This is a genomic window from Sulfurivirga sp., assembly GCF_015490265.1.
Classification (GTDB): domain Bacteria; phylum Pseudomonadota; class Gammaproteobacteria; order Thiomicrospirales; family Thiomicrospiraceae; genus Sulfurivirga.
Genome location: NZ_WFYD01000138.1, coordinates 1 through 6105 on the forward strand (window position 1 = coordinate 1; position 6105 = coordinate 6105).

Sequence of the window (6105 nt, forward strand, 5' to 3'; positions counted from 1 at the left end):
CTGGAGCCGCTGCTCCAGGCCCTCCCGACACACCTGCACGAAGTAGTCGTCCAGCGTCATGCCGTCCGGCACGGGAAAATCGGGCAGATAGTAGGTGCCCAGTTCCAGCTGCACATTGCAGCGGCGCGCGATCTCCACCGTGTTTTCCAGCGCACCGGGCAGATCGGCGAACAGCGCCTCCATTTCCTCAGTGGAGCGGAAGTACTGCTCTTCGCTGTAGGGCTGCGGGCGGCTGCCGTCGTCGAGCACATGCCCCGTGTGGATGCAAGTGCGCACCTCATGGGCGATGAAATCCTCCGGTGTAGCGAAGCGCACGTCATTGGTAGCCACCGCAGGCAGACCATAGCGTCTGATCAGCTGCAGCGCCCCCTCGATCCACGCCGCCTCCCCCTCACGACCGGTACGCACGAATTCCAGATAGAGCCGGTCGCCGAACAGCTTCTGCCACCACTCCACCTGCAGCGCCGTCAGGTTGGGCTTGCCGGCGGCCATGGAGACGGCCAGCTCGCTTTTCGGCCCCAGAAGCGCAATCAGCCCCTCCGCATGGGCCTCCAGCCAGGCACGGCGCACCACCGGCACGGTCTCATGCCCGACGATCTGCTGGTTCTTCAGCCATGCCTGTGAGATCAGGTGGGACAGGTTGAGATAGCCCGTGCGATCCATGCACAGCAGCGTCACCAGAGTGGGCCCGCCGGCATCCTGATCATTCTCCAGCCAGATGTCAGCACCGATGATGGGCTTGACACCGGCGGCCAGCGCGGCGTTGTAGAACTTCACCAGCGCAAACAGGTTGCTCTGGTCCGTCAGCGCCACGGCCGGCTGACCGTCCTCTTTGGCACGTGCGACCAGATCCTTGACCCGCAGGGTGCCGTCGACGATGGAATATTCGCTGTGAACGTGGAGATGAACGAAAGACATGGGCGGCGTCTGTGTCAGAATAATGGGCAACATTCTAACCGCCTCATGCCCGACTCATGATCCCCTTTCTGCCGCCACAACCGGTGCGCTTTCCACCCACGCATCTGGCGCTGGACGAGCCGGATGGCCTGCTGGCCGCAGGCGGCGCGCTCACGCCCGAGTGGCTGCTGGAAGCCTACCGCCGGGGCATCTTCCCCTGGTTCTCGGAAGGCGAGCCGATCCTGTGGTGGTCGCCTGCGCCCCGGTGCGTGCTGCGCACTGATGCGGTGCGCGTGCGCCGCTCGCTGCGCAAGGTGATGAAAAAGCCCCAGTGGTCGGTTGCCTTCGACCGGGACTTCGAAGCAGTGGTGCGTGCCTGCGCCCTCACCCCGCGGGAAGGTCAGGACGGCACCTGGATTACCGGGGAGATGATCGAAGCCTACACGGCCCTGCACCGGCTCGGACACGCCCACAGCGTGGAGGTCTTCTGGAACGGTGAACGGGTGGGCGGTCTCTATGGGGTGCACATCGGGCGCATGTTCTTCGGCGAATCCATGTTCAGCTGGAAGTCCGATGCCTCCAAGATCGCGCTGGTGAGCCTGTGCCGCACCCTCGCGCCGCTGGGGTTCGAGCTGATCGACTGTCAGGTGCCCACCGATCACCTGCTCAGCATGGGCGCGGAGCTGATGCCGCGTGAGTCGTTCGAGGCCGCCATACACCGGCTTGCTGCTGTGCCATTTATGCAACACGCCTGGAAAGCGCTCGAACCCGTGCGCTAAGTGCTTGTTTTCCTGTCATCCGGGCGTATAATTCGCGCTGCATACAAACTGAGGATTTCCAAGCGATATGGCAAAAGAAGACGTTATCGAATTTGAAGGCGTGGTCAAGGACGTGCTGCCCAACACCATGTTCCGCGTGGAGCTGGACAACGGCCATGAAGTGCTGGCACACATTTCCGGCCGCATGCGCAAGCACTATATCCGCATCCTGGAAGGCGACCGCGTGAAAGTGGAGCTGACCCCTTACGATCTGACCCGCGGACGCATCGTCTATCGGGAAAAGTAAGCTCCAACGCATAAAACGCACCTACATACGCAAAAACCGGGCATGTGCCCGGTTTTTTCTTGCACGCCGCCGGGCGCGCCGACGGCGATCCTGCAAAAATGGGGGAGACCCCGTTTCTCAGGCCGGTTCCAGCGCCTTTGCAAATAGCTTGAGTTCGCCGTCCCCACTATCGATCACCAGCGTGCCGCCCTCCTGCAGGTCGCCGAACAGCAGCAGCTCGGCCAGCGGCTGACGCACCTTCTCGCGCATCAGCCGCTCCATGGGGCGCGCACCCATGTGACGGTCGTAGCCCTTGCGCGCCAGCCACTGACGGGCGGAAGGCGTCACTTCCAGCTGCACCTTCTTCTCCGCCAGCTGCTGCTCCAGCTGGAACAGATATTTGTCCACCACCTTCTCCATCGCCTCCGGCGGCAGGCTGGCGAACTGAATGACCGCATCCAGCCGGTTGCGGAACTCCGGCGTGAAGGTGCGTTTGAGCGCACCGTCGAAATCCTGCGCGTGATCCTGCTCCACGAAACCCATGCTGGCGCGCGCCATCTCCTGCGCGCCCACATTGGAGGTCATGATCAGAATCACATTGCGGAAATCCACCTTGCGGCCATTGTTGTCGGTCAGCGTGCCGCTGTCCATCACCTGCAGCAGGATGTTGAACACATCCGGGTGGGCCTTTTCGATCTCATCCAGCAGCACCACACTGTGGGGATGCTTGTTGACCGCCTCGGTCAGCTGCCCGCCCTGGTCATAGCCCACATAGCCCGGCGGCGCGCCGATCAGGCGGGAGACCGTGTGACGTTCCATGTATTCGGACATGTCGAAGCGCAGCAGCTCCACGCCCAGATGCAGCGCCAGCTGACGGGCCAGCTCCGTCTTGCCCACGCCGGTGGGGCCGGCGAACAGGAAATTGGCGATGGGCCGGTCCGGCTGCTTGAGGCCGGAACGGGCCAGCTTGATGGCGGACACCACCTGCTCCACCGCCCGATCCTGATGGAAGATGACTCGCTTCAGATCCTGCTCCAGGGTGGCAAGCCGGTCCCGTTCCTTCTGTGTGATCTGCGCCAGCGGCACCCGTGCCAGCCGTGCCACCACCCTCTGAATGTCGGCCACGCCCACCTGAGTGCGCCGGTTGGCGCCCCGCTGCAGGGCGAAACGGGCCCCCGCCTCGTCAATGACATCAATGGCCTTGTCCGGCAGATGACGATCCTGCAGGTGACGGGCCGACAGTTCCGCCGCGGCTCGCAGCGCCGGCAGGGTGTAACGCACCTGATGATGCTCCTCAAACTTGTCTTTCAACCCCTTGAGAATTCTGAAGGTTTCCTCAACGCTCGGTTCGGCCACGTCAATCTTCTGGAAACGCCGTGCCAGTGCCCGGTCTTTTTCGAAGATGGTGCGGAACTCTTCGTAGGTGGTGGCACCGATGCAGCGCAGCCTTCCGGCTGCCAGCGCGGGCTTCATCAGGTTTGCGGCATCCATGGTCCCGCCCTGCACGCCACCGGCGCCGATGATGGTGTGAATCTCGTCAATAAACAGGATCGCCTGCGGCTGCTCCGCCAGCGCTTCCAGCAGCATCTTGAAACGCTGCTCGAAATCGCCCCGGTAGCGGGTGCCGGCAATGAGTGCGCCCATGTCCAGCGAATAGACACGGGCCTCACGCAGCCGCTCTGGCACCTTCCCTTCCACAATGCGCAGCGCCAGCCCTTCGGCGATGGCCGTCTTGCCCACGCCCGGCTCACCCACCAGAATGGGGTTGTTCTTGCGCCGACGCGCCAGAATCTCCAGCGTGCGCTCGATCTCCCATTCGCGCCCGATGACAGGATCGATCTCACCAGCTTCCGCCAAGGCATTGAGATCTCGCGCGAACTGTTCGAGAACGGTGGTTTCCCTCTCCTCGGCGCCCTTTTCTCCAGCTTGCTCACCGGCCTCTTCCTGCCGGTCACTTTCGATCATGGCCTGCTCTTCGGCGGTGACACCATGGGAGATGTAGCTGAGCACATCCACCCGCTGCACGCCGCACTTCTCCAGAAAATAGACGGCGTAGGAGTCCTGTTCGGAATAGATGGAGGCCAAAAGATGCAGTCCCGTCACCTCGGGATGGCCGTTGGACTGCACCGTGTAGATGGCCCGCTCGATGGTGCGCTGCACCGCCAGCGTCGGCTGCAGCTCCACCGGCTGCTCCGGCAGCCGCACCAGATCCTTGGCCAGATAGCCCTCCAGCAGATCCTCCACGTCCGCCACATCCACGCTGCAGGCATAGATGACATCCTGCACATCATCCAGTGCCAGCAGCTCCAGCAGCACATGCTCCAGCGTGACGAACTCATGCCCCATCTCGTGGGCGAGGCTGAATGCATTGGAGAGAACGCGCTGTACGTCTTTGCTCAACATGGGTTTTTCAATCGTCCTGTTCTATCTGACACAAAAGCGGGTGGCCATTGGCGCGGCTGTAGCGGTTGACCTGCATCATCTTGGTTTCGGCAATCTCTTTCGGATAGACGCCGCAGACGCCCTTGCCCTGATTGTGCACCTGCCACATGATGGCGGTGGCCTTCTCCTCGCTGTGGCCGAAAAAGTGCATCAGCACATGCACCACGAAGTCCATCGGCGTGAAGTCGTCGTTATAGAGCACCACCTTCCACTTGCGCGGCGGTCGCACCTTCGCAGGCGCCTTCTCAAGGATGGTGCTGCCATCAAAGCTATAATCCCAGCTGCTCATGGTTTCAATTATATATGGGGTGTCAAGTCCGCCATGCAACCGGTCCACCTGCTCCATCAGCCAGACAGCGCCGAGCTTGTCAAACCTGTCTCCGACACACTGACCATGCCCGTGCACGCTCATGAAGTCAACGGTGAAGTGCCGCTGACCGAGACGCTCGAGCACATACCCGATGGGACGACGCTCTATCTTCTGCTGGATGATGTCCTGTTCAAGACCCTGCTACGACTCGCTGTGGATCGTGAACTCACCCTATGCCCCCTGCCATGGCGAGGCAACCCCCACACCTGCCGGGGTCTGCTGCTGCAGCGGGACTGGCGTACCCAGCTCACAAGCTGGGCGGAGATGGAGACACTCCCCTTGTATGACAGGGTGCTGCATGCCAATGACCGGCCCGTGCTGGATCAGCTCACCGTCGGTCAGCGACTTGGCTTCAACCTCACCAGCCGGTGGCAGCGTTTTCGCCTGCTGCTGGGCCACCTGCGCGCCATGCGACTGAGGCCTTTCACCCTCGCCACCGCCAAGGAAACGGTCGTCCGCTGCGCGGCGCTCTCCCTGCGCATGGGAGAAGCCGGTCGTCTGCAGAACAAGGCGCCCGGCCTCTGTCCGGATGAGCCGACGCTCGGCAAGGTGGCCGCCCTCATCTACGCGCCACGCAGCCTGATGGAGCTGTTCAGCCTGTTCTGGCGTGGCCGCCGCAATCCGGCCGGGCGTCTGCCCCACGGCATGGGCCTGGTCAAAAGCCGTGCCCTTACCCTGACCAGCGAGCGAACCTTTCCCTATGTGATCGACGGGGAACAATTCGCCAACGAGCGGCTGGAAATCCGTCTCGTTCCCACCTGCTGCCGCATCGCTCAGGGGGTGTCACTGCCCGTGGATGAACAGGACCGGGAGGTCATTCGCACCCGCGGCATTCCCACCGAACAGGAAGACATCGACTTTTTCACCCGCCGCGCCCTGCCGCTGTTCACACCGGCCAGCGAGGGTGAATTTGCCGAGCTGTTCCGCCAGCTGCGCGACAGCGCCCGCTTCAGTGCGCCATTCGGCGTACTGCTGACGCTCAGCGTGCTGCTGGCTACCGTTGGCCTCTACCAGAACGCCGCGCCGGTGATCATCGGCGCCATGATCCTGGCGCCCCTGATGGCGCCCATCGTCTCCCTCTCCATGGGCCTGATCCGTCTGGACCGGGAGCTGATGCGCCGCAGTACCCGCACCGTCGCCCTGGGCACGGTTCTGTCACTGACGCTTGCGGCCCTGTTCGCCCTTGTCATGCCCTTTGAGCATCTGACCGACCAGATGGCCGCGCGCACCCATCCCAACCTGCTGGATCTGGCCGTGGCCATTCTGTCCGGGCTGGCCGCCGCCTATGCCTACAGTCGGGAGGAGATCGCCAAAAGCCTCGCCGGCGTGGCCATTGCCGTGGCACTGGTGCC

6 protein-coding genes are annotated in these 6105 nt (G+C 62.9%); 3 read left to right on the plus strand and 3 right to left on the minus strand.

The genetic code is table 11. From position 1 onward, the window contains the following. A partial coding sequence (locus F8K16_RS08950; protein ID WP_294949730.1) for a PHP domain-containing protein occupies positions 1 to 918 on the minus strand: 918 nt, incomplete at its 3' end. A gap of 56 nt (positions 919 to 974) precedes the next feature. Here F8K16_RS08950 and aat point away from each other — a divergent pair. Beyond that, positions 975 to 1676 carry a leucyl/phenylalanyl-tRNA--protein transferase gene (aat, locus tag F8K16_RS08955; RefSeq protein ID WP_294949733.1) on the plus strand — a complete coding sequence of 234 codons (702 nt, stop codon included), beginning with the start codon at positions 975 to 977 and terminating at the stop codon, positions 1674 to 1676. 67 nt (positions 1677 to 1743) lie between these two features. After that, positions 1744 to 1962 (plus strand): translation initiation factor IF-1, encoded by a 219-nt coding sequence (gene infA / locus F8K16_RS08960; RefSeq protein ID WP_294949736.1) that lies wholly within the window; start codon positions 1744 to 1746, stop codon positions 1960 to 1962. A 117-nt stretch (positions 1963 to 2079) separates the two neighbouring features. On the opposite strand, the gene clpA is transcribed toward infA, so the two are convergent. Beyond that, positions 2080 to 4344: an ATP-dependent Clp protease ATP-binding subunit ClpA gene (clpA, locus tag F8K16_RS08965; protein ID WP_294949739.1), complete on the minus strand. Its 2265-nt coding sequence runs from the start codon at positions 4342 to 4344 to the stop codon at positions 2080 to 2082. A gap of 7 nt (positions 4345 to 4351) precedes the next feature. After that, on the minus strand, positions 4352 to 4672 hold the full coding sequence (gene clpS / locus F8K16_RS08970) for an ATP-dependent Clp protease adapter ClpS (RefSeq protein WP_294949742.1): 321 nt from the start codon (positions 4670 to 4672) through the stop codon (positions 4352 to 4354). 33 nt (positions 4673 to 4705) lie between these two features. Here clpS and F8K16_RS08975 point away from each other — a divergent pair. Next, on the plus strand, positions 4706 to 6105 hold a 1400-nt coding region (locus F8K16_RS08975; RefSeq protein ID WP_294949746.1), incomplete at its 3' end, for a DUF389 domain-containing protein.